At 62.8% G+C, this 26,846-nt stretch carries 27 protein-coding genes, 1 tRNA gene and 1 pseudogene; 16 read left to right on the top strand and 13 right to left on the bottom strand.

Features of this window, described 5'->3' with window-relative positions; genetic code table 11:
• Positions 1–33 precede the first annotated feature (33 nt).
• The 5 genes and pseudogenes from LAN37_06310 to LAN37_06290 all read left to right on the top strand — a co-directional run bounded on the left by LAN37_06310 (position 34) and on the right by LAN37_06290 (position 3,269).
• Positions 34–1,641: a UbiD family decarboxylase gene (locus LAN37_06310; GenBank protein MBZ5646821.1), complete on the top strand. Its 1,608-nt coding sequence runs from the start codon at positions 34–36 to the stop codon at positions 1,639–1,641.
• 9 nt (positions 1,642–1,650) lie between these two features.
• Positions 1,651–1,881, top strand: coding sequence for a type II toxin-antitoxin system HicB family antitoxin (locus tag LAN37_06305; GenBank protein MBZ5646820.1), 231 nt, complete (start codon positions 1,651–1,653; stop codon positions 1,879–1,881).
• Positions 1,878–2,102: a type II toxin-antitoxin system HicA family toxin gene (locus tag LAN37_06300; protein MBZ5646819.1), complete on the top strand. Its 225-nt coding sequence runs from the start codon at positions 1,878–1,880 to the stop codon at positions 2,100–2,102. Before LAN37_06305 ends, LAN37_06300 begins: the two co-directional genes overlap by 4 nt.
• Positions 2,103–2,110: 8 nt before the next feature.
• Positions 2,111–2,275: pseudogene (locus tag LAN37_06295) on the top strand (menaquinone biosynthesis decarboxylase).
• Between the two features lie 547 nt (positions 2,276–2,822).
• Positions 2,823–3,269 (top strand): hypothetical protein, encoded by a 447-nt coding sequence (locus tag LAN37_06290; protein ID MBZ5646818.1) that lies wholly within the window; start codon positions 2,823–2,825, stop codon positions 3,267–3,269.
• Positions 3,270–3,529: 260 nt separating this feature from the next.
• Here the strand turns inward: LAN37_06290 and LAN37_06285 are convergent, their stop codons facing one another.
• On the bottom strand, positions 3,530–3,922 hold the full coding sequence (locus tag LAN37_06285) for a hypothetical protein (protein MBZ5646817.1): 393 nt from the start codon (positions 3,920–3,922) through the stop codon (positions 3,530–3,532).
• 366 nt (positions 3,923–4,288) lie between these two features.
• Between LAN37_06285 and LAN37_06280 the strand changes: the two genes are divergently transcribed.
• Positions 4,289–4,813 (top strand): hypothetical protein, encoded by a 525-nt coding sequence (locus tag LAN37_06280; GenBank protein ID MBZ5646816.1) that lies wholly within the window; start codon positions 4,289–4,291, stop codon positions 4,811–4,813.
• Between the two features lie 73 nt (positions 4,814–4,886).
• Positions 4,887–5,129 carry a hypothetical protein gene (locus LAN37_06275; GenBank protein MBZ5646815.1) on the top strand — a complete coding sequence of 81 codons (243 nt, stop codon included), beginning with the start codon at positions 4,887–4,889 and terminating at the stop codon, positions 5,127–5,129.
• A gap of 29 nt (positions 5,130–5,158) precedes the next feature.
• On the opposite strand, the gene LAN37_06270 is transcribed toward LAN37_06275, so the two are convergent.
• A complete protein-coding gene (locus LAN37_06270) occupies positions 5,159–5,545 on the bottom strand; it encodes a hypothetical protein (protein ID MBZ5646814.1) in 387 nt (128 codons plus the stop codon).
• Between the two features lie 325 nt (positions 5,546–5,870).
• On the opposite strand from LAN37_06270, the gene LAN37_06265 reads away from it, so the two are divergent.
• A complete protein-coding gene (locus tag LAN37_06265) occupies positions 5,871–6,644 on the top strand; it encodes a PilZ domain-containing protein (protein MBZ5646813.1) in 774 nt (257 codons plus the stop codon).
• A gap of 14 nt (positions 6,645–6,658) precedes the next feature.
• Here LAN37_06265 and LAN37_06260 read toward each other — a convergent pair whose 3' ends face one another.
• Positions 6,659–7,012, bottom strand: a complete 354-nt coding sequence (locus tag LAN37_06260) for a PilZ domain-containing protein (GenBank protein MBZ5646812.1) — start codon at positions 7,010–7,012, stop codon at positions 6,659–6,661.
• On the opposite strand from LAN37_06260, the gene LAN37_06255 reads away from it, so the two are divergent.
• The 5 genes from LAN37_06255 to LAN37_06235 all read left to right on the top strand — a co-directional run bounded on the left by LAN37_06255 (position 7,004) and on the right by LAN37_06235 (position 14,330).
• On the top strand, positions 7,004–7,327 hold the full coding sequence (locus tag LAN37_06255) for a cytochrome c (protein ID MBZ5646811.1): 324 nt from the start codon (positions 7,004–7,006) through the stop codon (positions 7,325–7,327). The genes LAN37_06260 and LAN37_06255 overlap by 9 nt on opposite strands.
• Before the next feature lie 91 nt (positions 7,328–7,418).
• Complete coding sequence (locus LAN37_06250) at positions 7,419–8,702, top strand: cyclopropane-fatty-acyl-phospholipid synthase family protein (GenBank protein ID MBZ5646810.1); 1,284 nt, start codon at positions 7,419–7,421, stop codon at positions 8,700–8,702.
• Between the two features lie 51 nt (positions 8,703–8,753).
• Positions 8,754–9,290 carry an NADH-quinone oxidoreductase subunit I gene (locus LAN37_06245; GenBank protein MBZ5646809.1) on the top strand — a complete coding sequence of 179 codons (537 nt, stop codon included), beginning with the start codon at positions 8,754–8,756 and terminating at the stop codon, positions 9,288–9,290.
• Positions 9,291–9,402: 112 nt separating this feature from the next.
• A complete protein-coding gene (metH, locus tag LAN37_06240; protein ID MBZ5646808.1) occupies positions 9,403–12,882 on the top strand; it encodes a methionine synthase in 3,480 nt (1,159 codons plus the stop codon).
• 734 nt (positions 12,883–13,616) lie between these two features.
• Entirely contained in the window at positions 13,617–14,330 is a 714-nt protein-coding gene (locus tag LAN37_06235) for a PEP-CTERM sorting domain-containing protein (protein ID MBZ5646807.1), read from the top strand.
• 230 nt (positions 14,331–14,560) lie between these two features.
• Here the strand turns inward: LAN37_06235 and LAN37_06230 are convergent, their stop codons facing one another.
• From LAN37_06230 to tadA, 4 genes are all read right to left on the bottom strand, one after another.
• Positions 14,561–14,998 (bottom strand): hypothetical protein, encoded by a 438-nt coding sequence (locus LAN37_06230; GenBank protein MBZ5646806.1) that lies wholly within the window; start codon positions 14,996–14,998, stop codon positions 14,561–14,563.
• Between the two features lie 640 nt (positions 14,999–15,638).
• Complete coding sequence (locus tag LAN37_06225) at positions 15,639–16,670, bottom strand: methyltransferase domain-containing protein (protein ID MBZ5646805.1); 1,032 nt, start codon at positions 16,668–16,670, stop codon at positions 15,639–15,641.
• Between the two features lie 54 nt (positions 16,671–16,724).
• Positions 16,725–16,814: transfer RNA gene (locus tag LAN37_06220), tRNA-Ser, on the bottom strand.
• A 347-nt stretch (positions 16,815–17,161) separates the two neighbouring features.
• Positions 17,162–17,626: a tRNA adenosine(34) deaminase TadA gene (gene tadA / locus LAN37_06215; GenBank protein MBZ5646804.1), complete on the bottom strand. Its 465-nt coding sequence runs from the start codon at positions 17,624–17,626 to the stop codon at positions 17,162–17,164.
• A 92-nt stretch (positions 17,627–17,718) separates the two neighbouring features.
• Here tadA and LAN37_06210 point away from each other — a divergent pair, with 92 nt between their 5' ends.
• Complete coding sequence (locus LAN37_06210; GenBank protein MBZ5646803.1) at positions 17,719–18,180, top strand: NADH-quinone oxidoreductase subunit I; 462 nt, start codon at positions 17,719–17,721, stop codon at positions 18,178–18,180.
• 62 nt (positions 18,181–18,242) lie between these two features.
• On the opposite strand, the gene LAN37_06205 is transcribed toward LAN37_06210, so the two are convergent.
• The 3 genes from LAN37_06205 to LAN37_06195 form a co-directional block, all read right to left on the bottom strand.
• Positions 18,243–18,593 (bottom strand): VOC family protein, encoded by a 351-nt coding sequence (locus LAN37_06205; protein MBZ5646802.1) that lies wholly within the window; start codon positions 18,591–18,593, stop codon positions 18,243–18,245.
• Between the two features lie 76 nt (positions 18,594–18,669).
• Positions 18,670–19,782 carry an agmatine deiminase family protein gene (locus tag LAN37_06200; GenBank protein MBZ5646801.1) on the bottom strand — a complete coding sequence of 371 codons (1,113 nt, stop codon included), beginning with the start codon at positions 19,780–19,782 and terminating at the stop codon, positions 18,670–18,672.
• Entirely contained in the window at positions 19,782–20,681 is a 900-nt protein-coding gene (locus LAN37_06195) for a carbon-nitrogen hydrolase (protein MBZ5646800.1), read from the bottom strand. Before LAN37_06195 ends, LAN37_06200 begins: the two co-directional genes overlap by 1 nt.
• A 181-nt stretch (positions 20,682–20,862) precedes the next feature.
• Here LAN37_06195 and LAN37_06190 point away from each other — a divergent pair, with 181 nt between their 5' ends.
• Entirely contained in the window at positions 20,863–21,933 is a 1,071-nt protein-coding gene (locus LAN37_06190; protein MBZ5646799.1) for a deoxyhypusine synthase family protein, read from the top strand.
• Positions 21,934–22,018: 85 nt separating this feature from the next.
• On the opposite strand, the gene LAN37_06185 is transcribed toward LAN37_06190, so the two are convergent.
• From LAN37_06185 to LAN37_06175, 3 genes are all read right to left on the bottom strand, one after another.
• Positions 22,019–23,323, bottom strand: coding sequence for an NCS2 family permease (locus LAN37_06185; protein ID MBZ5646798.1), 1,305 nt, complete (start codon positions 23,321–23,323; stop codon positions 22,019–22,021).
• A 111-nt stretch (positions 23,324–23,434) separates the two neighbouring features.
• A complete protein-coding gene (locus LAN37_06180) occupies positions 23,435–23,980 on the bottom strand; it encodes an arginine decarboxylase, pyruvoyl-dependent (GenBank protein ID MBZ5646797.1) in 546 nt (181 codons plus the stop codon).
• Positions 23,981–24,157: 177 nt separating this feature from the next.
• Complete coding sequence (locus tag LAN37_06175; GenBank protein ID MBZ5646796.1) at positions 24,158–25,057, bottom strand: LysR family transcriptional regulator; 900 nt, start codon at positions 25,055–25,057, stop codon at positions 24,158–24,160.
• A gap of 364 nt (positions 25,058–25,421) precedes the next feature.
• Between LAN37_06175 and glnA the strand changes: the two genes are divergently transcribed.
• A complete protein-coding gene (glnA, locus tag LAN37_06170; GenBank protein ID MBZ5646795.1) occupies positions 25,422–26,834 on the top strand; it encodes a type I glutamate--ammonia ligase in 1,413 nt (470 codons plus the stop codon).
• Positions 26,835–26,846: the final 12 nt, after the last annotated feature.

Raw genomic sequence — 26,846 nt, 5'->3', positions numbered from 1 at the left:
GCGCAGCGCAATCCCGTATAATCTCCCGTTCCCATGGCTTACAACGATTTGCGTGACTGGATCGCGGCCCTCGACCGTGCCGGCGAATTAAGGCGCATCAAGCCCCAGGTCGATCCCATCCTGGAGATCACCGAGATCACCGACCGGGTCAGCAAGAGTGTGGGACAGCCGCCCTCGGCTGTCGCTGGCGGCAAAGCGCTGCTGTTCGAAAACCTCAAGGGATATCCCGGCTCCCACCTGCTCATCAACCAATTCGGGTCCGACGCCCGCATGAAGATGGCGCTGGGCGTCGACTCGCTCGACGAGATCGCCGAGCGCATCCACCAGTTCCTCGACGTCAAGTCGCCCCAGGGCCTGCTCGACAAGCTCAAGATGCTGCCCATGCTCGCCGATGTGGGCAAGTTCTTCCCCAAGACGGTCGCCACCGGGCCTTGCAAGGAGGTCATCCAGCGCGACCAGTTCTCGCTGCTGGATTTCCCCGTGCTGCAATGCTGGCCCAAGGACGCCGGACGCTTCATCACTCTGCCCTGCGTCATCACCCGCGACCCGCGGACAGGGAAGCGCAACGTCGGCATGTACCGCATGCAGGTCTACGACGCGACCACGGCGGGCATGCACTGGCAGCGCCAAAAGGTCGGGGCAGAGCATTACCGGGAAGCGATGCGGGCGGCGGCGGCTGGTGCGGGACAGCCGCCCTCGGCTGTCGCGACCGGCGGGGGCGCCGGTCCCACACGTTCCGCGGCCGTCGACCTCATGGCCCGCTCCGGCGGCGGCGCCATCGAGGCTTCCGGAGGCAAAGTTAAAGGAAAACTTGATGTTGCGGTGGCCGTCGGCACCGAGCCCGCTCTGACCTTCGCCGCCATCGTGCCCGCGCCCCCCGACGTCGAGGAGTTCCTCATCGCCGGCTTCCTGCGCGGCAAGCCGGTCGAGCTGGTCAAGTGCGAGACCGTGGACCTGGAGGTCCCCGCCACCGCCGAGATCGTCCTCGAAGGCTACGTCAATCTCGACGAGCTGCGCACCGAGGGCCCCTTCGGCGACCACACCGGCTTCTATTCGCTCGAGGACGAGTATCCGGTCTTCCACGTCACCTGCGTCACCCACCGCAAGGACCCGATCTACTCCACCACCATCGTGGGCAAGCCGCCCATGGAGGACGCGTACATGGGCAAGGCAGTGGAGCGCATCTTCCTGCCGCTGATGCGCGTCACCCTGCCCGAGATCGTGGACGTCAACCTCCCGGTCGAAGCCGTCTTCCACAACCTGATGATCGTCTCCATCCGCAAGTCCTACCCCGGACACGCGCGCAAAGTGATGAGCGGCATCTGGGCGATGGGACAGGCCATGTTCACCAAGTGCGTCATCGTGGTGGACGAGGACTGCGACGTGCAGGACGTGCGTGAGGTGGTGCTGCGCGTGGCCAACCATATCGACCCCGAGCGCGACATCCAGTTCACCCTCGGCCCGGTGGATTCGCTCGACCACGCCTCACGCCTGCCCAACTTCGGCTCCAAGATGGGCATCGACGCCACCCGCAAGTGGCCCACCGAAGGCTTCACCCGCCCCTGGCCAGACGAGATCGAGATGGACGAGAAGACCAAGCAGCGGGTGGATGAGATATGGAAGAAGCTCGGGATTGAGTAGAATGCGCCTATGGCCAACCATCTCAAGTACCGGGTCTTGATCGAAGTGGATGAGGACGGCGCATTCGTGGCGGAAGTTCCCTCATTGCCCGGCTGCATTTCGCAGGGCAAGACCCGCGCGGAAGCCTTGGCGAATATCAAGGAGGCGATTGCGGGCTATTTGGAAAGCCTGGCCGCGCACGGCGATCCGGTACCGCCATCGATCCACGAAGAGATCGTCGAGATCGAGACGCCTCAGTGACGCTCCTGCCGCGCATCTCGGGCCGCGAAGCGGTCAAGGCGCTGCGGAAGTTCGGTTACGAGGTCGATCGCCAGCACGGGAGCCACATCATCCTTCGCAACACCAAGCCTCCCTTCAGGCGCCTCGTGGTTCCCGATCATTCAGAAATCGCCAAAGGAACGCTCCGCGCCCTGATACGGGAGGCCGGGATCAGCGTCGAGGAATTCAGGGCGTTGCTGTGAGATGTTTCGACCACGCCTCACGCCTGCCCAACTTCGGCTCCAAGATGGGCATCGACGCCACCCGCAAATGGCCCACCGAGGGCTTCACCCGCCCCTGGCCCGACGAGATCGAGATGGACAAGAAGACGAAGAAGCGGGTGGATGAGATCTGGAAGGCGCTCGGCCTCGGCTGAACTGTTGCTGAAATTCTGTCATCCCGAGCGAAGCGAGGGACCTGCTTTCACTGCCGAGATCGCAGAAACCGTCGAGACAGTTTGGTCGTGGTGCGCCCGCCCGCAGCCGCCAAAGGCGGCGAAAGAATCTAGCCCCGGGCGATAGGTCAGGGCTTCAGCCCTGACTTCGCGGACATTAGTCCGCGAACAAGGGGTAAGCTGTAAGAATATCGCCCCAGCCCCTTTAGGGGCGACAGAACTCGTCGCGGCCCACCGAGGGCTTCACCCGCCCCTGGCCCGACGAGATTGAGATGGACCCCGCCACCAAGGCGAAGATCGACCGCATCTGGAAGGATCTGGGGATCGGGTGATCGGGGGATCGTCACAATCGCCGGAATCGCCGGGATTGCCCGAGTCACCGAGATTGTGCGAGCGTCGTTATGAGAGGGAATCAAGGAATCAGAGGGCGCGCAAGCGGCGGCCACCCCAGCAATTCTTCGCTCTTTGCCACCCAGACCGCATTGGGCTGAAGTAGAACGGTAAGTCCCCTGAGGAGGAATTTCTCGACATGCTTCCGTTTGAGGCGTATCCCGGTGGGGGTCGGCAACTGCTAGGCCGGGTGAAGGGTGCCAACTGCCGTCACGAATACGGCCTCGCGTTCATGCGGCGGACAGGCCAGAGGCGGTGTGCCTACTGCGACGTCGATTTCACAGCCGTGTACGAGACGTGGTTGACAATGGTGCTTGACCACGTCGTTCCGGCGAGCGCGTGCACGGCGATGGTCATTCCAGAGGAGTGGAGTGAGGATGTGTCCAACAGAGTGCTGGCATGTGCAGCATGCAACGGATTCTGCAATCGGTATAAGCCCGCCGATAATATGATTCCGCCTAAGACACTGGAGGATTTCTACGACCTTCGGGATCAGATCTTCACTGAACGCGGAAAGTTGATTGCAGCGAGCCACAAGTCCGAGCGTGCGTTTTTCGATGCACAGCCCTGGGGGTCTCCTGCCTGATTTGAGTTCGTTTCTTGTGTCTTTGCGTCGCCGGGGTGCCCCACCCTTGTGCGGCGCGGGCGGGTGGCCCAGGTAACAATCGGGTGCCCCACACGAGCCGGGTTTGCTCGTGTGGGCGTCAGACCTCAGACAGCGCCATCGGCGCGGCGGAGTGGTAGCCCAGGACGAAGCGCGCCACGCGCGCGAGTCCTGGGTAGAGCGGTAAGGGAAGCCAAGTCCCGGAGGGACGACGGAATCTCCGCCGGACGAAAGTCCGGCGCTCAGCCCAGCAGATGCCACGCCTCCCGGTAGCTCTCGAATCGCCCTCGTCCTCCCGGCCGGATCCCGATACCTACTGCTGGCGCGAATGCCCCTACCGGGATGATGTACCACGCATTCTCCGCGATCACGTACGCCGCCAGCACATCGATGTCCTGGGGCGTGTACGGACGCTGTTTGCTATAACAGCAACGCACAAGGTATCCGCTCCCGCCGTCGCACCGCACCGACCTCACCTGCACCCGATACAGCCGCGTCCCCGAGTCCACCACGAAGTCATATCGCGCATCCGGCCCGAATGGCTTCGACACCACCAATCCCAGCGACACCGCCTTGTGTACGAACGCAGCTTCGGCGAGCTCGCCGTTACTCTTCGTGTCTCGGCGCGCTCCCATAAATGAAAAGCGCGGCCCTCGAAGGACCGCGCTGATTTCTTCCTACTTGCTGGCTACTGACGACGGACGGCTCGTTCTTACTCCCTACTTCCAGTATGGCAAATCGGGTGGGGTGAATCCGACATTTTCCACAATTTTATTTCGCGGTTGGAATGAGGAGGTTGCGGGGGAATCCAGATTCTGAGGGGCTTGACAAGAAAGCTGTCAGCCACCACCGGAAGACCCGTGGGTGCCCCACCCTTGTCGCTGGCGGTTTTTCAGCGACAGGGTGGGGATTTCTTGTGAGTCAATGTTCCCCGGAACCCACTAGCCCCTGGCGCAATCCGGCGATAACCTGCGCGTAGGCATCCGAACGCGGAGAGAGACATGAAGAACCTATGCCTTGCACTGGCCCTCCTGCTGGCCCTGGCCGGCTGCGACCGCGGCAAGCCCGCGCCCCAGCCCGTCGAGCTGAAGCATTTTCCCCTGGACAGCATGGAGGGCGTGCGCGCCACCACCGGAGTCCTGCTCGACCCGGCCGTCTCCAGCGATGGTAAAGGCTCGCTGCGCATTGACGCCAAGGAAGCCATGACCGTGCCGCTCTTCGAGGTCACCGGCGGCGACCTCGACAACTCCACTCTGCTCTATCAGGCCAGCGTGCAGTCGGAGAAACTCGACGGCAAGGCCTACCTGGAGATGTGGGTGCGCTTTCCCGGCAAGGGCGAGTTCTTCTCCCGCGGCCTCGATCAGACCGTCACCGGTTCCATGAGCTGGAAGACGATGACCATCCCCTTCTTCCTCAAGTCCGGCGAAAGACCCGACCTCATCCGACTGAACCTGGTGGTCAACGGGAAGGGAAGAGTCTGGATCGACGATATCCGGCTCCTCCGCGCCCCCTTGCCCGGCCGTTGAGCGGGCCCTGCCCTTGACACCCCGCCCGCCGGGTGGGAACGTAGCGGCCGGTTCTCCCCCGAGAGGACGATCTATGCGATTCAAGATTGTGGGCGTATTGCTGCTGCTGGCGGGTCTTTATTTTGCCGGACGAGGGTGGTGGATAGCCGACCAGGCGCGCATCGCCACCGAGAGCGCCAAAGTGGACGTGTTGATCGCCATCTTCTTGGCCTCGACCGTGCGCGTGCTCCAGGCGGAGAAGCATCACCGCGAGCACGTCAGGCACCTCGGCGAAGAGCGCCCGCGCCTCGCCCGGCCTGACCTTGACGACGACTAGCCTGCCAACGGGGACCCCGGCTCTGCTGCTTACATCCCCATCGATTTGAAGCGCTCGGCCAGCCTTTTGACGGCGGGGACCAGTTTCTCCATGCCTTCCGTTTCCGGCGTCACCTCGCTCGCCTCCAGATCCATCAGCAGTCCGGTGCTGAGTTCGCAGGCGATGCGCACCCGCTCGATGGCCAGCATGCTCAGCACGGAGAAGGTGTCGCCCTTCTGCACTTTCAGCCTCAGCCATTGTTCCACCGCCCACGCCGTATGGCGCACGTGGTTGACGGCTTCCCGGAACTCGAACAGTACGCGGACATCCAGGTCCGGGTCGTTGGTCAGCAGTTGCTGGATGTCGCGCAGTTCCGAGGTGGTTTTCTTAAGTCTTCCGCTGATGACTTCGTTGTAGGCCGATCCCGCGTCTCCCATGCCGCCCCCTAGTTGAGGGCGACAGTGTATGCCGGAACAGGCTCCCGTGAAAACTAGCGACATAAAAATGTGCGCCGCGGCTCGCAGCTGGCGATCCGGTTGCATGTCGTGGCCGCGTGGAATGCGGCCATGTCCCAATGGCCACCCTCTCTGGTGGCCCAACGGGTGGCGCACGATTTGCCCCGGCTGGGTAGAATCCTCGAATGGTTACGCGCCTGCAATGCATAGGACGTTCCGTTGCTGCGCCGGTGCGTAGCAGGGAACTTGCGCCTCGAAGCGTTATCTCACCCCGGTTCGCTTGGAGGTCGTTATCCGTATCCAGGCGATGAACCTGCGTTTTGAGCCTGCGGCGCATCCCAGTCCGGCCCCCAGCGGACGGCGCTCCCGGCGTCCCCAACTGCCTTCCCTCGTGCTCTCGCGCGACCTCACAGTCATCCGCGCCATCCGCTCCGTAGCCCAGCGCGAGGAGATCCCGCTGGACATCTGTGGCGATTCCCACGCCGCCGCGGAATTGGTGTTGACTAGACCGTACCAGGCGCTGCTCGTGGACTTGGACGTCGCGGGCGCCGGCCATGTCCTGAACTCCCTGCGGCGGCAGCCGGACAAGCCCGTTACCGTTGCCCTGGTCGCTTCCGGGACACTGTTGGAATCGGCGTTCGGCGTCGGCGCCGTTCTGGCCATTCACAAGCCACTGGCCAGCGGATCCGTGCGGCTGGGCCTGAAAGCGGCGTATTCCGTCGCCGACCGGCAGGGGAGAAAGAATTCGCGTCGGCCCGCCCACATCCCCTGCCGGTTGGGGCTGCCCAGCTCCCGTGCCGTCCCGGCAGCGGTGCTCAGTCTCGGCGAAGGCGGGGCCTGCGTCTCCGCGGAACGATGCATCGTCCCCGGCACTTTCGTCACCCTGCGCTTCGTTCTTCCTGGAACAAAACCGATCCTGGATGTCGGAGCCGTCGCCGTGTGGAACGACGGCAAGCGCGACACCGGCCTGCGTTTCCAGCGCCTGCACTACCGCCATGCCGGTCGCATCCGCGATTGGGTGCAGGCGCCCCTCGACCCCTCCACCGTTGCCATAGCCGCCGGCGCCAGCCACCATCGGTGATTCTGGATTTGGGCTTAGGTGCGCTGGGGATCTTGGATGACCGCCAGGTCGTTCAGCGCCTTGCGCAGTTCCGAGCGGTCGCGATCGTCCAGGCGCTGGAATTCCACGCCATAGCGGTAGCCGCGCGCATAGCGCACCACGCCCCGCAAACCCAGCTTCTGGCGGGAGGGAGGAACGTCGAAGACCACCAAGACTTCCTGCTGGGGAGCAAGCTCCATGCCGACGTAGATGGCCATGCCGCCTTCACTGATGTCGTAGCCGCGGCCGAACGAGTCGCTGGCGGGAGAATCCGGCGGGATGAACGCGCGCACACGGATGTCGGACTTGATCCGGGGAAATCGCCGAAGATCGACGCCGCCTTGCTGCATCCCACCCACCTGACCGATTGTAGTCCGGCTGGGCTGGGAAGGGAGTTGCTGAACCCGGTGCCCCCGGCACACCTCGCAGGCGGTCCCGCCGGGGCCAAGCTTTTCCGCCGGCATTGCGTCTCCTGCCACGGCGAAGACGCCACTGGAAAGGGCAACAAGCCCAGCCTGCGCTCGGAGCACGTCAGGAACGCGGCCCCGGGCGAGCTCCAGTGGCTGCTGACCAACGGCAGCATGAAGAATGGCATGCCTTCCTGGAGCCGATTGCCGGAGCCCCAGCGCTGGCAACTGGTCAGCTACCTCAAGAGCCTGAACTGACAGTTCGCCGGAAAACCGATTTTTTTCCGCCCCGGGAGCCCGATTTGCGCCACAATATCCTTAGCCGCTTGCGCGGCTCGGTGCACCTCTCATGGGGACTCTGGCAAGGTCGCTGTTCCACGACCTCCTGGTTCCCGTCAGTCGGCGGTACCTCGACGGGCTGTTCGCGGATTATCCGCGGCGCGATTTCCAGGTCCGCTTCTGGAACGGGAGCACATGGGGAACGGAGCCCCACCCGCGCTTCACGCTGGTGTTCAACCGCCCCGCCGCGGTCCGCCAGTTCCTTAGCTCTCCCGACGAATTGAGCCTGGGAGAGGCCTACCTGCGGGACGACTTCGACATTGAGGGCGATATCGCGGGCGCACTCGACCTCGCCGACTATCTGGTCAACCGTCGCGCGGCTGCGCCGCCCGGCCCGTTTCTCGCCACCGTCTTCGGCCAACCGGCGCCGCGCGAAAGCGCCGGCCGCCAACCCGCCAGCCTGGCGGGCACGCTCCATTCCAGGGACCGGGACCGGCAGGCGATCAGCTATCACTACGATCTTCCCCACGACTTCTACGCTCTCTGGCTGGACCGGCGCATGGTGTATTCGAGCGCCTATTTCGTCACCCCGGACGATGACCTCGACACCGCACAGGAACGCAAGCTGGAATTCATCTGCCGCAAGTTGAGGCTCCGTCCCGGCGAGTCCCTGCTGGACATCGGCTGCGGATGGGGTGGGCTGGTGATGTATGCGGCGGAGCGCTTCGGCGTGCAAGCGCATGGCATCACCCTCAGCGTACCCCAGGCGGAGATGGCACGCCGGCGGGTCCAGGCTGCCGGCCTCCAGGACCGCTGCCGCATCGAGGTGTGCGACTACCGCGACCTCCAGGGGACGCGGTACGACAAGATCGTCAGCGTGGGCATGGTCGAGCATGTGGGCGAGGCCATGCTCCCCGAATACTTCACCCGCACCTGGGATCTCCTCCAGCCTCAGGGAGTGTTCTTGAACCACGGCATCGCGGCTTCCGCCACCATTCGCCGGCAAGGACTCTCATTCAGCGAACGCTACGTGTTTCCCGACAGCGAGCTGCTTCCCATCCACATCACCCTGCGCGCGGCGGAGGCCAGCGGCTTCGAGGTCCGCGACGTCGAAAGCCTGCGCGACCATTACGCCTTGACCCTCCACCAGTGGTTGCGGCGGCTGGAAGCTCATGCCGGCGAGGCCCGCCGCATCACCAACGACGCCACCTATCGCACCTGGCGGCTGTACCTGGCGGGCTCGGCGCACGGATTCCGCACCGGACGTTTCAATCTCTACCAAACGTTGCTGGTCAAGCCGGAATCGGGGAAGTGCGGGCTGCCTCTCACGCGCGACGATTGGTACCGCGGATAGCGCGACAAGCCGATTCGGAAAGCGCGCCTCACGGTTTATACTGCTTGGTTTATGGGCGTTGTCCGGAACATCGCCGCGATTGCCAAGGGCATGTCGGTCACCCTGCGCGAGCTGTTCTCCCCGACCGTGGTGGAGAACTATCCCGACGGCAAGGGACTGTTTCGCGGCGCCGTCTTCCAGGAGCGCTTCCGCGGCGTCCATGTGCTGCAACGAGACGAGCAGGGCCTGGAAAAATGCGTAGCGTGTTTCCTGTGCGCCGCCGCCTGTCCCTCGAACTGCATTTACATCGAGGCCGCCGAGAACACCGCCGAACACCGCGTCTCCGGCGCCGAGCGCTACGCCAAGGTCTACAACATCGACTACAACAGATGTATCTTCTGCGGGTACTGCGTGGAAGCGTGCCCGACCGACGCGATCACGCACGGGCATGCCTTCGAGATCGCGGCACTGGACGCCAGCAGCCTGGTGTATCGAAAAGAGCAGTTACTGTCCGCCAAGCCAGCGGAGCAGGGCGAGAATGCGCGCTTCCCGGCGTCGCTGCCGCCCGGCGTGAACCGTCCCTTCGAAGCGGAACCGAAACGAATGTGACCGCCCAGGTCGCCGGGTTTCGCGTTTCCGAACTGATATCCTTTTCCGTGGGGCCGGAGTGAGCGAATTCCTCAAAACCGTGCAGGAGCGCGTCGTCATCTATGACGGCGCGATGGGCACCAACATCCAGGTGCGGCAGCCGAGCCTCGACGATTTCCGGGGCAAGGAAGGCTGCAACGAGATCCTGGTGCTCAGCCGGCCGGACATCATCAAGGACATCCACGCGGCGTTCTTCAAGGTTGGCTGCGACGTGGTCGAAACCAACACCTTCGGGGCGACGAGGGTGGTGCTCGCCGAGTACGACCTGCAGGACAAGGTCCGCGAGATCAACCTGGCCGCAGCGAAGCTGGCGCGCGACGTCGCCAGCCAGTTCAACGGCAAGAAGCGCTTTGTCGCCGGCTCCATCGGCCCGACCACCAAGCTGCCTTCGCTGGGCCACATCAAGTTCGACGAGATGGCCGCCGCCGTCGAAGAGCAGGCGCTGGCGCTGATCGAGGGCGGGGTGGACGTCCTGCTCATCGAGACCTCGCAGGACCTGCTCCAGGCCAAGGCGGCCATCGCGGGCGTGTTCGACGCCATGCAGGCGGCAGGGAAGCGCTTGCCGGTCACAGTTCAAGTAACACTTGAAGCCACAGGGACGATGCTGCTGGGCACCGACATCCTGGCGGCGGAGACCGCGCTCGAGCCCTACGACATCGACATCGTGGGCCTGAATTGCGCCACCGGCCCCAGGGAGATGAACGACGCCGTCCGCCACCTGTGCGCCACCGCGCCCAAGCACATCTCGGTGCTGCCCAACGCGGGGCTGCCGCAGAACGTCGGTGGCCAGGCGGTGTACAAGCTGACGCCGCAGGAACTGGCGGATTATCACAAGCACTTCGTGCAGGACTTCGGGGTGCGCATCGTGGGCGGCTGCTGCGGCACGCGCCCCGAGCACCTAAAGGCGGTGGTGGACGCGGTGAGCGGCCTGGAGCCGGCCAAGCGAGAGGTGAAGATCACCGCGGCGGCGTCGAGCGCCTACACCTCGGTCCCGCTGGACCTCGATCCCAAGCCGCTGGTGGTGGCGGAAGAGATGAACGCCACCACCCGCGTGGAGCATTTCAAGAACATGCTGCGGGGAGGGAAGTACGACGACATCCTCGCGCTCGCCAAGCGGCTGGTGAACGAAGGCTCGCACATGCTCGACCTGTGCTGCGCCATCGTGGGCGAGGACGAGAAGGGCTTCATGTCGTCGGTACTGGAGAAGATCGCCACCCGCGTGCCGGCGCCGATCCTGGTGGACTCCACCGAAGCCGACGTCATCGAAGAGGCGCTCAAGCGCATCCCGGGCAAGGCGATCATCAATTCCATCAACCTGGAAGACGGCGAGAAGCGCACGTCGAAGGTGCTGCCCATGGCCAAGCGCTACGGCGCGGCGGTCATCTGCCTGACCATCGACGAAGAGGGTATGGCGCTCACCGCGGAGAAGAAGATCGCGATCGCCAAGCGCATTTGCGAGCTGGCGACGAAGAAGTACGGCATGCGCCCGCAGGACCTGATCTTCGACGCGCTCACCCTGCCCATCTCCACCGGGCAAGAAGAGTACCGCACCGCCGGCATCGAGACGTTGAAGGCGGTGGAAGGCATCAAAAAAGAGCTGCCCGAGTGCCACACCATCCTCGGCGTGTCGAACATTTCCTTCGGATTGAGCGCCTACTCGCGGCGGGTGCTGAACTCCGTCTTCATGCACGAGGCGGTGAACCACGGCCTCGACATGGCCATCGTCAATTACGCCAAGATCTATCCGCTGTACAAAATCCCGGACGCAGAGGTGGAGCTGGCGCGCAAGCTCATCTTCCACGACACGTCGGACGGAGATCCGCTCCAGGTCTACATGCAGTTCTTCTCCGGGGTAGAGAAGAAGCCGGAGGCGGAGGTCCATGCAGAAAAGCTCTCGCTCGAAGACCAGCTCAAGTGGCAGATCATCAACGGCGAGAAAGCGATCGGCACGGGCACGAACCGCCGCGAACTGCCCCAGGTGCTGGAAGAGGCGCTCAAGCAGTACACCCCGCTCGACCTGATCAACAACGTCCTGCTCGACGGCATGAGGACGGTCGGAGAGCTTTTCGGTGCGCGCAAGATGCAGTTGCCGTCTGTGCTCGATTCCGCCGGCGTGATGAAGTCCGCCGTGGCCTACCTCGAGCCGAAGATGGAGAAGATCGAAGGCTCGCAGAAGGGCACGTTGGTGCTGGCCACGGTGAAGGGAGACGTCCACGACATCGGCAAGAACCTGGTGGACATCATCCTGTCGAACAATGGCTACAAGGTGGTGAACCTGGGCATCAAGCAGCCGGCGGACACCATCATCAAGGCCGCCATCGAGGCCAAAGCCGACGCCATCGGGCTGAGCGGGCTGCTGGTGAAGTCCACGGTCGAGATGAAGTACGTGATCCAGGACCTGGAGCGCCAGGGGCTGGAGTTCCCGGTGATCTGCGGCGGTGCGGCGCTGACCCGCAAGTACGTCGAGGATGACCTGCGGCGCGAGTACTCCAACGCCGTCTTCTACGCCGAGGACGCCTTTGGCGGGCTGAGCGTGATGAGCGACCTGTGCTCGGAGGAGGGCACGCGCGAGCATCGCCTGTCCGAGGGACGCAAGGCCAGGGAGTCCAAGGCCGCCGCCGCCGTGGCCGAGGTGGAGACTGCGCCGGTGCGATCCAGCGCGGTGCGCGCCGACGTCGAAAGCCCCAAGCCGCCGTTCTGGGGCGTTCGCGTCAAGAAGGACTACGACCTGCGCGAGGTGTTCGGCTACATCAACGAGACCGCGCTGTTCAAGAACCAGTGGCAGCTCAAGACAGCGTCGCAGTCGGATTACGTGCGCCTGGTCGAGGAGAAGTACCGGCCGGTGCTCGAAAATCTGAAAAAAGAAGTTATTGAGGCCGGCTGGTTCGAGCCCAAGGTGGTGTACGGGTGGTTCCCCTGCCAGGCGGAGGGGAACGATGTTTTGATTTACGACCCCGAATCTCTTGAACTGGCGACAAGGGGAGTGGGTCGTCGCGGGAATGACGCAGACGACGTTCTGGTTCCGGTAAAAGCTCGAATCGACAGCGTGCGCGAAAAGATCCGCTTCACCTTCCCCCGGCAACGAGAAGGCCGCCGCCTTTCGATCGCCGACTTCTTTGCGCCGAAATCCTCCGGCCAGATGGACGTGATCGGACTATCGTGTGTGACCGTCGGTGCACGCGCGACCCAGGAAACGCACAAGCTGTTCGAGGCCGGGGAGTACACGAAGTACCTCTACCTGCACGGGCTGAGCGTGGAGACGGCGGAGGCGCTGGCCGAGCTGCACCACAAGACGATGAGGGAAGAGCTGGGCATCGCGGGCGAGGACGCGCCCGAGATCCGCGACCTGTTCCACCAGAAGTATCGCGGGTCGCGGTACTCGTTCGGCTATCCTGCGTGCCCCAATCTTGAAGACCAGACCAAGCTGTTCGCGCTCATCCACCCGGATGAGACGATCGGGGTGCACCTGACGAGTGCGTTCCTTCTGGATCCGGAACAAAGCACCTCAGCTATCGTGGTTCATCACCCCGATGCCAAGTACTTTGTGGTGTGAGTTCCGACGCCGCGCTCGATCCGAGTCCCTACGGGTTGGTCCGGTGGGACACCCGCCGCCGATCGCGCTGGGCACCTTTCTTGTGGTTGTTGACAGCACCACCACAACCAGTGGGCACATCAATCGCAACTTGTGATAAGGGCTGTTATCGCCAGTTGACCGCAACACAGCCGCTAATAGCGGGCTATTCGCGCCCTAGCGCGTCCGTCTGGGCCGAACTTCACCACAAGCCCCTCCGAGTCAATGCGGATGAAACCCGGTCTTCGATTGCGCCAAGCCCCGCTCGATTCGGCGCCGGGGCAAACTGCGGAGCCGTCCCATGACGCAAGAGCACTCTTTTTCATTAATTGCGCAACACTTTGCAGCTTTTCTGGCAGGGCGGTTAGTCTATCCCCTGTCTGTTCACCAGTTGAGTGTTGGGCATGAAATTGCATGGCGAAAAGTTCGTGGGGGTGATAGTTCCTGCCGTTTAGAGGCTGGGGGACCATCTAGGGCCAGCCTGCAAGATCGTCGCCTGTGGCATACGCCCGACAGGTGAGCAAGACGCCGTTGACTTCACAAGGGGATGGCATATGCGACTGTCTTTTGTCTTTGTTCTGGCAGCAGCCTTGGTCTTGTTCGTCTCGCCTCTGGCTGCGGACACCACCTACACGGTAAGTGTGTTCGAGAACGGCTTCAATGTGGGGCCCTGTAACCCTGCGGGAGGCACCATCAACTCGAGCGCACCCGTTGCTATGGGGATGGTTTGCGGCCCCTTCGGAGGAAACATCAATGCCAACGCTGCCTCCGGTCCAGGCCACGTCGGGGCATCCCTGGTGTTGAATGAGTCTTTGGGAGGCGAAACCTTTAGCTTCGCGCACTTCTCTACGACGGTCGTCTTTACCAGCCTCGACCCGAACGCGCCCCAAGACCCGATCTCGGTGGCACTCAATCTCTTCGTGTCCGGCCAACTGAATCTCGGCGGCTCCGCTGGTACGGGATGGATCGCCACAGCCGAAATCGAGCACACGGAATTTTCGTACACGACGACCATGGGCAGTGGAGGCGACGTGTGTATCAATCCATGCCTGCGAACCCTCTTCTTTTCATCCGGCGGAGAAACGATCATCCCGGGCTCGTCAGACATCGTGGGCGGGACCCTGACCACGCCGTTTGTTGCTGGCATTCCCCTGAACACGCCGGTCTCCATAGATTTCAGTTTGGGGCTGGAGGGTTTTGCAAATCCGGGGTTTGTGAACGATCAATTCCTGAATAGTCTTGATTTTCCCACGGGGATGGACGTCTTCACGCTACCGCAGGGCTACACGGCCAATGCTCCCGACGTGTACCTCGAGAACAATCACTTCGTTCCACCGGGCGCGCCTGTGCCTGAGCCCAGCAGCATGCTCCTGTTGGGGAGCGGGTTAGCTGGCGTTGCGGGCGCGATTCGCCGCAAGTTACGCGCCTAAGGATTTCTGCAAACACATCAGCCGCCCCGCAGGGCGGCTTTCCTGTTGCGACTCGGCGTGCCAGGTCGAAGGTCAACCACGTGTGACAGCCCCTCGACGCCGATAACTGTTAAGAATGTATGGTCCGCCGCTCGACTACGAGGGAGAAGCTTCATAGGAACCTGCTCGCGCCCTGCCCCTCTCTTTGACCTTTCAAGTGTCGTGGTGCTCGTAAGTGTTGTGAAATCGCCTTAGCACAAGTGTGCGCTTTTTATTCGCCCTTTAAGCAGGTCCCAGCGGTCGCGCCAGTGTTCGTAGAGGCCGCAGAGGCGCTTGAGGTGGGGGTAGACGCGGACGCTCTTGACGTGGGCGATGGCGGAGACGGGGAAGATGTACCAGGCATCGCGGGGCGGGATGTAGCCGACGAGGATGTCGATCTGATCTTCCGAGTAGTTCTCCGCGTGGAATGAATTCCGCCAGTGGGTGTTGATGTAGTACGCGCCCTGCCAGATGTGGTTTGCGGACTTGATCTGCACGCGCAGCAAGCGGCGGCCGAAGCCGACAGCGAAGTCGTAGGGCGCGCTGTCGCCGTAGGGCTTGGAGACCACGAATCCGAGTGACACCGCCTTGTGTAGGAACGCAACTTCGGCCAGCTCGCCTTGTTGTTTGGAGTTGCGGCGAACGGGCATGAGCAATAGCTGCTAGTTAGTAGCTGGGAAAGACAGAAGGCGCGGGAGGAATCCCGCGCCTTCGTTACCCTCTAATTCCAGTATGGCAGATTGAGGGGAGCGAAAGTACCACGCTCCGGAGTTTTATTTCTCGAATGTTTGCAGGCAGTTGCAGAGGAATCCAGATTTTGGGGGGATTGACAAGAAGTACCCAGTACTCGGTACTCAGCAAAACCTCAATCCTCTACTTCCAGTATGACAAATCAGAGGGGGTGAATCCGACAATTTCCACAATTTTATTTCCTAGTTGGAATCAGCGGGTTGCGGGGGAATCCAGATTTGGAGGGGCTTGACAACAATCTAGAGTGGCGCAGGGATTTCACCGCAGAGATCGCAGAGAACGCCGAGAAAAGATAAACTCACGCCGTGACTCTTCTCTTTCGCCCCTGAAGGGGCCCCCATCAGGATTGGGAAATCGGGTAATTGGGTAATCGGGTGATTGAAATGGCCGGGAGCGGCCCATCGGCTTCGCTGAGGGCTCGCTCCGCTCGGCTAAATCCCTCAGCGGCTAAAGCCGCACGTGATTGGGTGTCCGCAAACGCCGGGCTAAAGCCCGGCACTACCTCGTTCAGGGTGACAGGGCGCGGGCTTAAGTCAGGCGCTACTCGCGTTTGCCGATCATGAGGCCGCTGGGGCCGGGGAGATTGACGCGATGCACGTCGGTGAAGCCGGCCTCGCGCAGCCAGGCGGCGTAGTCGGCCTCGCTGTAGCTGGCGCCCGATTCCGTCCCTACCAGCATATTGAGCGAGAACAGCGCCGCCCAGCGGGGCGAGGTGCGGTCCGGGTCGAGAATGAATTCGCGCACCACGATGCGTCCGCCGGGCACGAGCGCCTGGCAGGCGCGGCGGAACAGGTCACAGTTCTGCTCCGGGCTGAAACTGTGGCAGATGGCGGAGAGCAGCACGAGGTCGAACCCGGTGGAGAAGATGTCGTGCAGAAGATCGCCGGGGCGAAGCTTGATGCGGTCGGAGAGGCCGGCCTGGCGCACGTAACGCTCGGTCAGCGGGAGCACGTCGGGAAGGTCGAGGATCTCGATCTGGAGCTGCGGGCTGGCTTGGGCGAAGGCGATGGAGTAAGCGCCCGAGCCACCGCCCAGGTCGAGCATGCGGCGCACGCCCTGGAGGCCCACGGCCTCGATCACCGAGGGAGCCGTACCGGGAGCGAGGTAGTGCATGGCCGCGATGAAGGCTTCGGTCCAGTCATCGCCGTGTGTGGGCTCTTCCAGGCGCGTGACGGAAGTTCCGGCGCGCACGCAGTCGGTGAGGGTGGACCAGGTGTCCCACAGGTGCACGGTGTGCATCATGGCGAGGCGAGCATTGTGAGGGGAGCCGGCGGCGAAGAACTTGGCGGTGTCGGGCGTGTTGGAGAATCGTCCGCCCGATTTGGACAGCAGTTCCATGCTCACCAGCGCGTTGAGCAGCATCTCGGTGGCGCGCGGGTCGGTCTTCAGGCGCTTGGCGACGTCTGGCGCAGTCGCGCCGCTGCCCAGGGCGGTGAAGACGTCCAGCTCCAACGCGGTCAGCAGGACACGGCTCTCCTGGAAGGCGCGCATGGTGCGCATGAGTTCGTCGGGAACCGCTTCCACCTGGGTAATGAGTGCGGGATTCATGAGGACACCTCGGGCGAGGATCAAGCGAACATTATCGTCCGTTCAGCGGATGTAAGCGAATCTGGCTGGCAGGAAATCTGGCGGAGAGGGAGGGATTTGAACCCCCGATACCCTTTCAGGTATGTCCGCTTTCGAGGCGGATCGTTTCAACCACTCACGCACCTCTCCGCGCCGGACAATCGAATTGTAGTAGAGGCCCTTCGTCGCGCTGGCGCGCTCCTCAGGGTCTCGGCTGCGGGCTCCCGGCGCTGCGCGCCTCACGCCCGCAATGCGCCTCGATTTCAACCACTCACGCACCTCTCCGCGCCGGACAATCGAATTGTAGTAGAGGCCCTTCGTCGCACTGGCGCGCTCCTCAGGGTCTCGGCTGCGGGCTCCCGGCGCTGCGCGCCTCACGCCCGCAATGCGCCTCGATTTCAACCACTCACGCACCTCTCCGCGCCGGAAGAGCCCCATATCGGGGCGGTGTGTGGCTGTCTCTTAAGATTCTACCAAATCAGTTTCGACGGCACAGGTTACTGGCGGGGCTCTGTGCGTTTGTCGCGAAAGAAGGACTGCAGCAGGTCCATGCAGCGGGAGGCGAGGACGCCGGAGGTGACCTCCATCTGGTGATTGAGCGCGGGGTGGTTCAGCACTTGCATGACGGAGCGGACGGCGCCGGCTTTGGGGTCGTCGGCGCCGTAGACCAAACGTTTGAGACGGGCATGGACCAGCGCGCCGGAGCACATGGCGCAGGGCTCGATGGTGACGAACATCTCGCAATCAGCGAGGCGATGGTTGCCGATGGCGCGTCCGGCCTGGCGCAGGGCGACAATCTCGGCGTGGGCGGTGGGATCGTTGTCGAGCAGATTGCGGTTGCCGCCGCGGCCGACGATCTGGCCGTCACAGACCACGACCGCGCCCACGGGCACCTCCCCCGCAGCTTGGGCGCGAGCCGCCTCGCGCAGCGCTTCTTCCATCCATAGTTCGTCGGGGGTCATCGGACTGCCCTCAATTCTACTTGGCCGCTTTCACTTTGCGCGGACGTAGGGGCGGGTTTAGACTAATCGGCACGGGGGAATAGCCAAAAACCATGGCGCTCAGCGCGTTCCTGAAGAAGATCTTCCTTGTCGACCTGCTGAAGGGGCTGTCGGTCACCTTCCGCTATCAGCATCCCAAGGAGATCTACACCGAGCAGTATCCGATGCAGCGGCCGCAGGTGGCGGAGCGCTATCGGGGCGCGCCGCGGCTGGGCGTGAACCCCGACACCAACGAGACGCTGTGTATCGCCTGCGACCTGTGCGCGCTGGCCTGTCCGGAACACTTGATCGTGGTTTCCAGCGAGCGCAACCCCAACACCAAGCGCAAAGAGCTGACCACCTTCACCTACGACCTCAGCCGGTGCATGTTCTGCGGCCTGTGCGAGGACGCCTGCCCCACCGATTGTCTGGAGTTGACTCAGGACTTCGAGCTGGCGAACTATTCGCGCGAGGGCATGATCTGGAACCGTCAGACGCTGGAACAGGGACCCAGGCCGACGGTGTACAAGAAGTAGCTGGTAGCTAGTAGCTGGTAGTTAGGGGCGCCCAAGAGGCGCCCTTTGCGTTGCCGGGACGATCACTTTGAAGCGTACTGCCAGAGGCAGAGCTCGTTGCCGTCTGGGTCGGTGAAGGTTGCGAGCAGGCCACCCTCCTTCGGCTGAACGTCCGAGGTCGGAACGCTCTTGGAGCGCAGGTCGGCGAGGGCGGAATGGATGTCGTCCACGGCAAAACAGAGACGGGCATTGCCGGTGCCCTCAAGTTTTCTGCTCTCGGATAAGGGAACGAGTTCGAACAGCACGCCGTCAGCATCGAAGCGGGCGACGAAGTCGCGCGAGGTGAGCCGCAAGCCGAGTACGTTCTGGTAGAAGCGGACTGCCCGATCCAGGTCGGAAACATAATAGAAAACGCAATCGAAGTTGAAGCGCATGGCTCTCCACGTGTATGCCAGGATTGAAGCGCTGGCCGGACGTTCTGTCAGTGACGTATGGGGCCAACCACGGTGATCACAGCGCCGGCTGCTGCTGGGTCATGCAGTGGAGCGTGCCCAGGCCGATGACGAGGTCGCCGCAGTAGATGGGGATGATCTGGCGGCCGGGCAGGACATGTGCCAGGAGATTCAGCGCGACGCGGTCGTTGGGATCGTCGAAGGTGGGCACCAGCACGCGCCCGTTGCAGATGTAGAAGTTGGCGTAGCTGGCCGGAAGGCGCTGGCGGTTGAACCACACCGGCGCGGGCATGGGCAATTCGAGGACGGTTAGCGGCCGGCCGTCCTGGTCGGTGGCACGGCGCAGGATCTCTACGTTCTCCAGTAACGGATCGTAGTTTGGGTCAGAGCGATCGGTCTCGATAGGGGCGACGACCGTGTCGGGAGAGACGAAGCGGGCGATATCGTCCACGTGGCCATGGGTGTCGTCGCCGGCGATGCCGCGGTTCAGCCAGATCGTCTTCCTGACCCCCAGATATTCCTCGAAAACCTCTTCATATTGAGTGCGGGTGAGGCCGGGGTTGCGAGCCTGCTCGGTCGAGAGCAGGCATTCCTCGGTCGTCAGCAACGTTCCGCGGCCGTTGACGTCGATGCTGCCGCCCTCGAGGACGATACGGTGCTTGCGAACAGCAGGTCCCTCGCGGGTTGAAACCCGCTCGGGATGACACTGGATTATTGGCTGCACTCGGGGTAGCTTGAGGCGCGCGGCAATGCGGGCGGGGAGCTTGTCGTCGAGCTGCCAGTCGTCGTACTTGGCCCAGGCGTTGAAGAGCCAGTCGAGGGCGGTGAGGCGCTTGCCGTCCGAGACGAAGATGGCGCCGGTGTCCCGCAGCCATCCGCGATTGGTGGGCCAGAGGAAGAAATCGACGTTGTCGAGCGGGACATGGGCACGCGTTAGGACCTTGCGTGCGTCTTCTCGGGCTTTTGCGTTCTGCACGATGAGGTAGACGCGCTCGTGCCGCGCGAGGTGGCGGACGATCTCCGCGTACACCCAGGGGATGGGTGCGAACTTGCCCGGCCAATCGGTTTTGTTGTGCGGCCAGGCCAGCCAGGTGCCGGAGTGGGGCTCCCACTCGGCGGGCATCCGAAACCCCAGTTTCTCGTTTCTAGTTTCTCGTTTCTTGTTGGCCATCAGTCGAGAAAGCGATTCGTGATCTGAGAGTACGCGTCCACGCGGCGGTCGCGCAGGAAGGGCCAGTTGCGGCGGACGTCCTCCAGCTTCTTCAGGTCCACCTCGCCGATCAGGACCTCTTCCTTGTCATGCGAGCCCTCGACGATCACGGTGCCGAAAGCATCACAGAGGAACGAGCCGCCCCAGAAGTCGAGTCCCTCGCCGGGGGCGGACTGGCCGCGGATGTCTCCGGTCTCGTGCCCGACGCGGTTTACCACGGCGACGTAGACGCCGTTGGCGATGGCGTGCGCGCGCTGGATCGTCCGCCAGGCATCGTGCTGCGCCTTCCCATATTCTTCTCTTTCCGCCGGATGCCATCCGATCGCGGTGGGATAGAAAATGACGTTCGCCCCTTGCAGCGCCGTCAGGCGCGCCCCCTCGGGGTACCACTGATCCCAGCAGATGAGGGCGCCAAGACGTGTGACCTGGGTGTCGAAAGCCTTGAAGCCGAGATCCCCGGGAGTGAAGTAGAACTTCTCGTAGTAGAGCGGATCGTCCGGGATGTGCATCTTGCGATAGATGCCTTTCACGGCGCCGTCCGTATCGAGGATGGCGGCGGTGTTGTGGTAGACGCCGCGTGCGCGCTTCTCGAAGACGGAGGCGATGACCACGACCTTGGCCTGGCGGGCGACTTCGGCGATGGCCTGGGTGGTGGGGCCGGGGACGGGCTCGGCGAGATCGAACAGGGCAGCGTCCTCGCGCTGGCAAAAATATTGCGTGCGGAAGAGTTCGGGCAGGCAGACAATCTGGGCGCCGCGGCGGGCGGCGTCGCGCACCATGTCGGCGGCGTGGCGAACGTTCGCGTCCGGATCGGGGCCGCACGACATCTGGATCAGGCCGACGGAGAATCGTTCCAGCATCGGGCCGTAGGATAACAGCCGTTCGTCTCTGGTCGCCAGTCGCTGATAAGAAGCAGGTCCCTCACGGCCAAGGCCGTTCGGGATGACACTGAACAAAGCCCGTCATTGACGCAAGTGAGTGCGGCAAGTTAGCTTCATCTGTTTCATCCAGCACGAAATAGCACTCTTGCGAGGTGAAGTCTTGAAGAAAGGCAGCCACGAAGGCGCTGGGATCGAGCGCCATCTGCATGACCCGGTCAAAGACAAGCTGAGCCCGGTGTATCCGCTCGACCTGAGCAAGGTGCGCGGGATCGATGACCTGGTGCGCGCCATGGCGGACACGGCATTTACCGGCCGGCAGCTAGGCGAGGCGGCGGACGTGCTGGAGGCGATGGCACGCGACGAGGACTGCTTCGTGGTGATGACCCTAGCGGGCGCCATGACCGTGGCCAAGCAGGGGCTGGTCATCACCGACCTGATCGACCACGGGATCGTGAACGCCATCGTCTCGACCGGCGCGCTGATGGCGCACGGTCTGGTGGAGGCCACAGGCAAGGCACACTTCCGCTACGACCCCAAGATGAACGACGTCGAGCTCTACGAGGCGGGATACAACCGCGTCTACGACACGCTAGAGCCCGAAACCAACCTCGACCATGTCGAAGAAGTCTTCGGCGAGGTGCTGAAAAAGTGGGATCCGAAAGAGGTCGCGTGCTCGTACAAGCTGAACCGGGCGATCGGCGAGCACCTGCACAAGAAGACCAAAGAGCGGGGGATCCTGAAGTCGGCCTACGAGAAGAATGTGCCGGTATTCGTGCCCGCATTTACCGACTCCGAGCTGGGCCTGGATTTCGCGCTGACCAACCGCATGCGGGTGGAGAAAGGCAAAGCGGAGATACAGTTCAACCCGTTCCTCGACCTGAACCACTTTGCGGACACGCTGCTCAAACAGAAGAAGCTGGGAATCTTCACCATCGGGGGAGGGGTGCCCCGGAACTGGGCGCAACAGTTCGGGCCGTACATCGAGCTGCGTCACCGGCGTTCGGGAGAGAGCGTCCCCCTGAAGCGGTATCACTATGGCCTGCGCATCTGTCCCGAGCCGGTGTACTGGGGCGGGCTGTCGGGAAGCCCATACAGTGAGGCGATCTCCTGGGGCAAGTTCGTGCCACCGGCCGACGGCGGGCGGTTCGGCGAAGTGTTCCTGGACGCGACGGTGGGGCTGCCGATCATCGTGGCGGCGGTGTTTGAGCGTCTCGGAATCAAGAGCCGCTAGGCTTGGTACAGCTATTAGCGATTAGCAACTAGCGTTTAGCCGTGGGGATTAGGGGCTAAGCGCTAACGGCTAATCGCTAATCGCTTTATGTGTACGGATAGAAGATAAAGAAGAGAAGCGAGAGCGCTGCAAGGACCCACAAGCCTGCCTTCACCTCGCGCGCGCGTCCGGCGACCAGCTTAAAGAACGGATAGAGCACGAAGCCGGCGGTGATGCCGATGCCGATGTTGTAGGTGAAGCTCATCAGACCGATGACGGCGAAGGCGGGGATAAGCTCGCTGTAATCCTGAAAATTGATGCGGGTGATGGGCGCGACCATGAGCAGGCCGACGATGATGAGCGACGGTCCGAAAGCCTGGGCGGGGATGGCAGAGACAAAGGGCGAGAAGAACAGTGCCAGGGCGAAGCAGGCGGCGGTGACGACGGCCGTAAAGCCGGTGCGGCCGCCGGCCTCGACGCCGGTGGCAGACTCGATGTAGGCGCCGGCGGTGGTGGTGCCGACCAGGGGCGCGAAGGTGGTGGAGAGGGCGTCGGCCAGCATGGGACGCTCGATCTGCGGCAAGTTGCCGTGTTCGTCGAGGAAACCGGCGCGGGCGGAGACGCCGATGAGCGTGCCCATGGTGTCCACGAAGGCCATGACCAGGATGGTGAGCACGACGGGGAAGAAGCTCCAGGTAAAGATGCCGCGCAGGTCGAGCTGGAGCATGATGGGCGCGGGGCTGGGCGGCATACTGATCCAGGCGTGCGGCGGCGGAGCAACTCCGGTCAGAAACGCGAGCGCGGCGGTGACCACAATGCCGATGAGGATGGCGCCGGGCACGCGGCGCATCATCAGCACCGCCATGATCAAGAAGCCGACAATCGCCAAGAGAATGGGAAGGCTGGTGAGGTGTCCGGTCTTGACCGGGGCTCCGGGGATGCCGAGGGCGACGATGCCGGTCTCGTTCAGCCCAATGAAGGTTAGGAAGAGGCCGATGCCGACTGCAAAACTGTAGCGCAGGCCGGGGGGCACGGCGTCCACCAACCACTGGCGGATGCGGAGGATGGTCAGTAGGGTAAAGAGCACGCCACCAAGGAAAACGGCGCCCAGGGCCTTCTGCCAGGGGAACCCGAGCACTTGGCAGACGGTGAAGGCGATGAAAGCGTTCTCGCCCATGTAGGGGGCGATGGCGAAGGGCCGGTTGGCGTAGAGGCCCATGAGGAGCGTGCCGAAGATGGCGGTCAGGATGGTAGCGACCATGCTGGGCTCGGCAGGGATGCCAGCCGCCTTCAGGATGGCGGGGTTCACCACGACGATGTAGGACATCGTCATGAAAGTGGTGATGCCCGCCGTGATCTCGCGGCGGAGGGTAGTGCCGTGCTGATCGAAGGCGAAGTAGCGGGAGAACATGGACAGTGGATGGTATCAGGAGAGTAGGGGTCCTTCGACTCGGCGCGCCAAGGCCACGCCTCGCTCAGGATGACACCATCTATAATCTTTTCTCAGGAAGTGGGTATCGCCTCAGTCAAAGATCAAGATGGCGGCGGCGATGACGGTAGTCCAGCGGCCGCGCTTGTCGCCCACGGCGGACTGGGTGATGTTCATGGTGCGCACGATCTTGTTGGAGATGCGGTAGATCTCCTTCTTCTCGTCCCAGGAACGGTCGGGGTCGAATTCGACGTCGAGGGTGGTGGCGAGCATCTCGGCGGCAAGCTCTTCCGCGTAGTCGCCGGCGACGTCGTCGGTCTCGCCGAAGGAATGGTGCTCGCTGAGGTATCCGTAGGTGGAGCGGTCGGCGGGAATGGCGATGCCGATGCTGGAAGCTACCAGGCGGTGGGGCTCGCGGGTGGAATTCTCGGCGACGACGGCAAATACGACTTCACCAGGACTGAGGTACTTGAGACCGTCCTTACGCGCGATGAGCTTGCAGTGCGGGGGGAAGATGGAGGAGACCCGGACCAGGTTCTGCGCGGCGATGCCCGCGTCCCGCAGCGCCAACTCGAAGGAAGTTAACCGCTCTTTGTGCTTCCCCACCCCCTTGGTGAGAAACAGGCGCTTGGGGACCATGTCTTTGCTCAATTCGAACACCCTCCGGCGGAGCACAGGATACGTGGCAGAAGGAAAAAATGTAACACAAAACCGAAATCGGGTAATCGGCCAATCGAGTGAATGGGAAATTGAAAAACCTAAAGCCTTAATACAAAGGACACGAGGGACACGAAGGCAGGCACCAAGGAAGAAAATCTAGAGAGCGGACTTGGCGGCGGGCTTGAGCTTGACCGCGATGTCAATAAAGGCCAGGGCAGCGCGGGAGAGGGCCTTGTCTTTGCGGAAGACCAGGCCAAGATCGCGCTTGATGTGGGCGTCGGAGAGGGCCATGGCGGCCAGGGTGCCGAGCTGCACTTCCTCGCGCACGTTGGAGCGGGCGATGAAGCCGACCCCGACGTCGGCGGCGACAAAGCGCTTGAGCAACTCGCTGGAGTCGAGCTCCATGGAAATGTTGGGCTTGAGGCGGCGCTCGTCGAAGAGATCGTCGATGGCGTCGCGGGTGCGTCCGGCCTTGGGCAACAGCAGCGGAAACTTGATGATCTCGGCCAGCGCCGCCGACTTCATCTTCGCCAGAGGATGCTGCGGGGCGGAGATCACGATCAGCTCGTCGCGATGGATGGGCACCACGGTCAGCCGATTGTCGGCTACGGGAAGGGAAACGACGCCGAAATCCACCGAGTTGTCGACGATGGATTCGAGGACCTTGGAGCTTTCCGAGCGCTTCACGGTGATGGCGACGGCGCCGTACTGCTTCTTGAACTGGGCGAAGACCTCGGGGAGGATGTAGAGGCAGGTGCCCTCGTTGGCGCCGACGATGATCTCGCCGCGGGGCTCGCGCTCCATCTCGCCCAGGGCGGCGATGAGGCGGCGGCGGGATTCGAGGGCGTCCTCGGAGTACTTGTGGAAGATCTTGCCGGCCGCGGTGAGCGCGACCTTGCCGCCGGAGCGGTCGAAGAGTTTGGCGCCGACCTCCTCCTCGAGGGAGCGGATCTGGGCAGAGATGGCCGGCTGGGTGCGGAAGCGGCGCTCCGCCGCGCGGGAGAAAGAATTATGTTTGGCGACCTCTAGGAATGTTTCGAGCTGATCAAAGTCCATGAAATAAGTACTCAGTACTCGGTACTCAGTTTTCTGCTTTGAAAATCGCGGTTACGACTGGCGCAAGGCACAGCCTAACTCAATGAAACCGGGTCCCTTTCCGGGAATAAGCGGAGCTTATCGGCGCCATAAAAAGTATGAATTTCCCTGTTGGAAAACCGCGCCGTAAGCTGTAGTGTCCCGGGAGAAAACGAGACGATTGTAGTGTACCCGGGCCAGGCTGAGGCCGGATTTCTGGCAGAGCAGACGCCGGAGCGGCCACGTGAGCCAGAGAAGATATTTGTGCATTTCTTGAAGTTCCGCTTGTAAACCAATAGAACAACAGCAAGTTCGAAGCCCGCGCAGAGCGCGAAAGGAGCGAAGAATGGCAACTCCGAAGGACGTCATGGAGTTCGTGAAGAAGAATGGAGTGAAGCTGCTCGACCTGCGGTTCACCGATCTTCCCGGACTCTGGCACCACGTTTCCTATCCCATCGACCAGTTCACCGAGGACTCATTCGAGGAAGGGTTTGGGATGGACGGTTCGTCGATCCGGGGGTGGGCGGCGATCCACGAGAGCGACATGCTGCTGATCCCCGACCCGAGCTGGTTCATGCTGGACCCGTTCACCGAGGTGCCGACGCTGGTGATGATCTCCGACGTGATCGATCCGGTCACGAAACAGCGGTACGACCGCGACCCGCGGTACATCGCGAAGAAGGCGGAGATGTACCTGGCGTCGACCGGCATCGCGGACACGGCGTACTACGGCGCTGAGGCCGAGTTCTTCATCTTCGACAACATCCGTTTCGACCAGAAAGAGAACATGGGGTTCTACTTCATCGACGCCGAGGAAGGCCGTTGGAACTCGGGGCGGGTGGAGAACAACCTGGGCTACCGTCCGCGATACAAGGAAGGTTACTTCCCGGTACCCCCGACCGACCATTACCAGGACCTGCGCACCGAGATGGCGATGACCATGCAGGCGGCGGGGATGGAAGTGGAGTGCCATCACCACGAGGTGGCGACCGGCGGGCAGACGGAGATCGACCTGAAGTTCGACAAGCTGGTGATCTCGGCCGACCACATGATGCTCTACAAATACATCGTGCGGAATGTGGCCAACCAGTACGGCAAAACGGTGACGTTCATGCCCAAGCCGCTGTTCCAGGACAACGGCAGCGGCATGCACACGCACCAGTCGCTGTGGAAGGGCGGCAAGCCTCTGTTCGCGGGCGACGGCTACGCGGGCCTGAGCCAGACGGCGTTGTGGTATATCGGCGGGCTGATCAAGCACGGACCGGCGCTGGCGGCCATCATCGCGCCGACCACCAACTCCTACAAGCGCCTGGTGCCGGGCTTCGAGGCTCCGGTCAACCTGGCGTACTCGCGGCGCAACCGCTCGGCGGCGTGCCGCATCCCCATGTACTCGGCCAGCCCCAAGGCCAAGCGCGTGGAGTTCCGGCCTCCGGACCCGAGCTGCAACCCCTACATGGCGTTCGCGGCCATGCTGATGGCGGGCTTGGACGGCATCGAGCATAAGATCGATCCCGGACAGCCGCTGGACAAGGACATCTACGACCTGGGCGCGGAAGAGCTGGCCAAGGTGCCGTCGATGCCGGGCTCGCTGGGCGAGGCGCTGGACGCGCTCGAGGCCGATCACCAGTTCCTGCTCAAGGGCGACGTGTTCACGGAAGAGCTGCTGGGCACGTACATCAACTACAAGCGGGAGAAGGAAGAACAGGCGGTGCGGCTGCGGCCGCATCCGTACGAATTCGCGCTGTACTACGACATCTAAACCGCGACCTTA

The organism is Terriglobia bacterium, assembly GCA_020073495.1.
Lineage (GTDB): Bacteria > Acidobacteriota > Terriglobia > Terriglobales > Acidobacteriaceae > JAIQFD01.
This window is presented reverse-complemented; position numbering and strand designations above follow the sequence as displayed.

What these genes read in the sequence shown, in the direction of transcription:
- LAN37_06275 (MBZ5646815.1), top strand. Translation starts at nt 4,887, where the DNA reads ATGCGATTCAAGATTGTGGGCGTATTGCTGCTGCTGGCGGGTCTTTAT.
- LAN37_06280 (MBZ5646816.1), top strand. Translation starts at nt 4,289, where the DNA reads ATGAAGAACCTATGCCTTGCACTGGCCCTCCTGCTGGCCCTGGCCGGC.
- glnA (MBZ5646795.1), top strand. Translation starts at nt 25,422, where the DNA reads ATGGCAACTCCGAAGGACGTCATGGAGTTCGTGAAGAAGAATGGAGTG.
- LAN37_06310 (MBZ5646821.1), top strand. Translation starts at nt 34, where the DNA reads ATGGCTTACAACGATTTGCGTGACTGGATCGCGGCCCTCGACCGTGCC.
- LAN37_06200 (MBZ5646801.1), bottom strand. Translation starts at nt 19,782, where the DNA reads ATGGCCAACAAGAAACGAGAAACTAGAAACGAGAAACTGGGGTTTCGG.
- LAN37_06180 (MBZ5646797.1), bottom strand. Translation starts at nt 23,980, where the DNA reads ATGGTCCCCAAGCGCCTGTTTCTCACCAAGGGGGTGGGGAAGCACAAA.
- LAN37_06265 (MBZ5646813.1), top strand. Translation starts at nt 5,871, where the DNA reads ATGAACCTGCGTTTTGAGCCTGCGGCGCATCCCAGTCCGGCCCCCAGC.
- LAN37_06245 (MBZ5646809.1), top strand. Translation starts at nt 8,754, where the DNA reads ATGGGCGTTGTCCGGAACATCGCCGCGATTGCCAAGGGCATGTCGGTC.
- LAN37_06290 (MBZ5646818.1), top strand. Translation starts at nt 2,823, where the DNA reads ATGCTTCCGTTTGAGGCGTATCCCGGTGGGGGTCGGCAACTGCTAGGC.
- LAN37_06185 (MBZ5646798.1), bottom strand. Translation starts at nt 23,323, where the DNA reads ATGTTCTCCCGCTACTTCGCCTTCGATCAGCACGGCACTACCCTCCGC.
- metH (MBZ5646808.1), top strand. Translation starts at nt 9,403, where the DNA reads ATGGGCACCAACATCCAGGTGCGGCAGCCGAGCCTCGACGATTTCCGG.
- LAN37_06260 (MBZ5646812.1), bottom strand. Translation starts at nt 7,012, where the DNA reads ATGCAGCAAGGCGGCGTCGATCTTCGGCGATTTCCCCGGATCAAGTCC.
- LAN37_06230 (MBZ5646806.1), bottom strand. Translation starts at nt 14,998, where the DNA reads ATGCCCGTTCGCCGCAACTCCAAACAACAAGGCGAGCTGGCCGAAGTT.
- LAN37_06195 (MBZ5646800.1), bottom strand. Translation starts at nt 20,681, where the DNA reads ATGCTGGAACGATTCTCCGTCGGCCTGATCCAGATGTCGTGCGGCCCC.
- LAN37_06285 (MBZ5646817.1), bottom strand. Translation starts at nt 3,922, where the DNA reads ATGGGAGCGCGCCGAGACACGAAGAGTAACGGCGAGCTCGCCGAAGCT.
- LAN37_06210 (MBZ5646803.1), top strand. Translation starts at nt 17,719, where the DNA reads ATGGCGCTCAGCGCGTTCCTGAAGAAGATCTTCCTTGTCGACCTGCTG.
- LAN37_06175 (MBZ5646796.1), bottom strand. Translation starts at nt 25,057, where the DNA reads ATGGACTTTGATCAGCTCGAAACATTCCTAGAGGTCGCCAAACATAAT.
- LAN37_06235 (MBZ5646807.1), top strand. Translation starts at nt 13,617, where the DNA reads ATGGGGATGGTTTGCGGCCCCTTCGGAGGAAACATCAATGCCAACGCT.
- LAN37_06270 (MBZ5646814.1), bottom strand. Translation starts at nt 5,545, where the DNA reads ATGGGAGACGCGGGATCGGCCTACAACGAAGTCATCAGCGGAAGACTT.
- LAN37_06205 (MBZ5646802.1), bottom strand. Translation starts at nt 18,593, where the DNA reads ATGCGCTTCAACTTCGATTGCGTTTTCTATTATGTTTCCGACCTGGAT.
- LAN37_06250 (MBZ5646810.1), top strand. Translation starts at nt 7,419, where the DNA reads ATGGGGACTCTGGCAAGGTCGCTGTTCCACGACCTCCTGGTTCCCGTC.
- tadA (MBZ5646804.1), bottom strand. Translation starts at nt 17,626, where the DNA reads ATGACCCCCGACGAACTATGGATGGAAGAAGCGCTGCGCGAGGCGGCT.
- LAN37_06305 (MBZ5646820.1), top strand. Translation starts at nt 1,651, where the DNA reads ATGGCCAACCATCTCAAGTACCGGGTCTTGATCGAAGTGGATGAGGAC.